The 1,273-nt window shown below is 60.9% G+C and carries 1 protein-coding gene; it reads left to right on the forward strand.

From position 1 onward, the window contains the following. Positions 1–58: 58 nt before the first annotated feature. Entirely contained in the window at positions 59–1,255 is a 1,197-nt protein-coding gene (locus BOO71_RS01615; RefSeq protein WP_075830250.1) for a transposase, read from the forward strand. The last annotated feature ends 18 nt before the right edge of the window (positions 1,256–1,273 follow it).

Consider the following 1,273-nt stretch of genomic DNA (forward strand, 5'->3'; position numbering starts at 1 on the left):
GCTGACGGCCTGACAGAAAGTATGAGAAAGCGTCCCCGGTAGGGGACACTTTCTAGTTGTGAAGACTAAAAATGCCGCCGGGGACGCACCCCGACTCTACCAAGCCGTCCTCACCCACATCCAGCATGGGTTGTGGAACGACGTCCGTAACGCCCACACGTTGGCCTGGATGGTCACGGGCCTGGTGCTCTCAGGGCGCAGTTCTATCCCTGCGTGGCTCCCCTACATCCATTCCCGTGCCACGTTCGCGCAAAGCAGCGAACGCCGCGTTCGTCGGTGGCTGGAGAATCCAGCCATAGACCCCACGAGCATTTACGGTCCACTGGTCACCCGTGCCCTGCGCGACTGGGGCAGTCAAACCCTGATTCTGGCGCTGGATACCAGCGTCCTGTTCGAGAAGTTCTGCCTGATCCGTGTCTCCGTCCTCTTTCGAGGACGCGCAGTCCCCCTGGTCTCGCGTGTCCTCGAACATCCCAGCGCGCAGGTCAGCACCGATCACCTGCTTCCTGTCCTCGCCGAGGTCAAGGGCCTGCTGGATTTCGTGGGCATCCATCAGGTCCGCCTCCTGGCGGACCGAGGGTTCTGCGACACGCAACTGATGGCCTGGCTCGGAGTCTGTGGATGGCATTACCGCATTCGGATCAAGTCCAACCTGATTCTTGCTGCTCCAGATGGCCAGCGGCTGTGCCGGGTGAATGAGGTGCAACTCGCACCACGGGAATCCCGCTGTTTGCACAACATCACCCTCACCGGGCAGCGTTTTGGTCCCGTCCATGTTGCTCTGGCCCGTCCGACGGACGGGCCAGAGCAATGGCAGGTCGTGAGCGATGAACCAACGAGCGTGGAGACCTTTGCCGAATATGGCGAGCGATTTCAGATTGAGGAAGGCTTTCTGGACGAGAAAAGTGGTTTGTTCGGGTTGGAAGGTTCCAAAGTGCGAGATGCACCCAGTCTCGAACGCTTGGTGACCGTGCTGGCCGTAGCGACCGTGCTGCTCGTGTCCGAAGGCATTGAGGTGGTGCAGCGTGGGGATCGACGACACGTCGATCCCCACTGGCAGCGGGCGCTGAGCTACCTCAAGATCGGTCTCCGGGCGGTTCATTACGCGCTGAGCCGTGGTCAGGTGGTGTTCGCGCGCCTGACGCTCCAAGGGGGGCCTGACCCTGAGCCACTGGGTCAGCGGAAACGCCCCCATGCCCCTCCTCAAACCACTCTTGAAGTTGGCTGGCAGCTCGTTTTTCGTTCACTCTCATAAAATCTGTCAGGCCGCCAG

This window comes from Deinococcus marmoris (assembly GCF_001949125.1).
Lineage (GTDB): Bacteria > Deinococcota > Deinococci > Deinococcales > Deinococcaceae > Deinococcus > Deinococcus marmoris_A.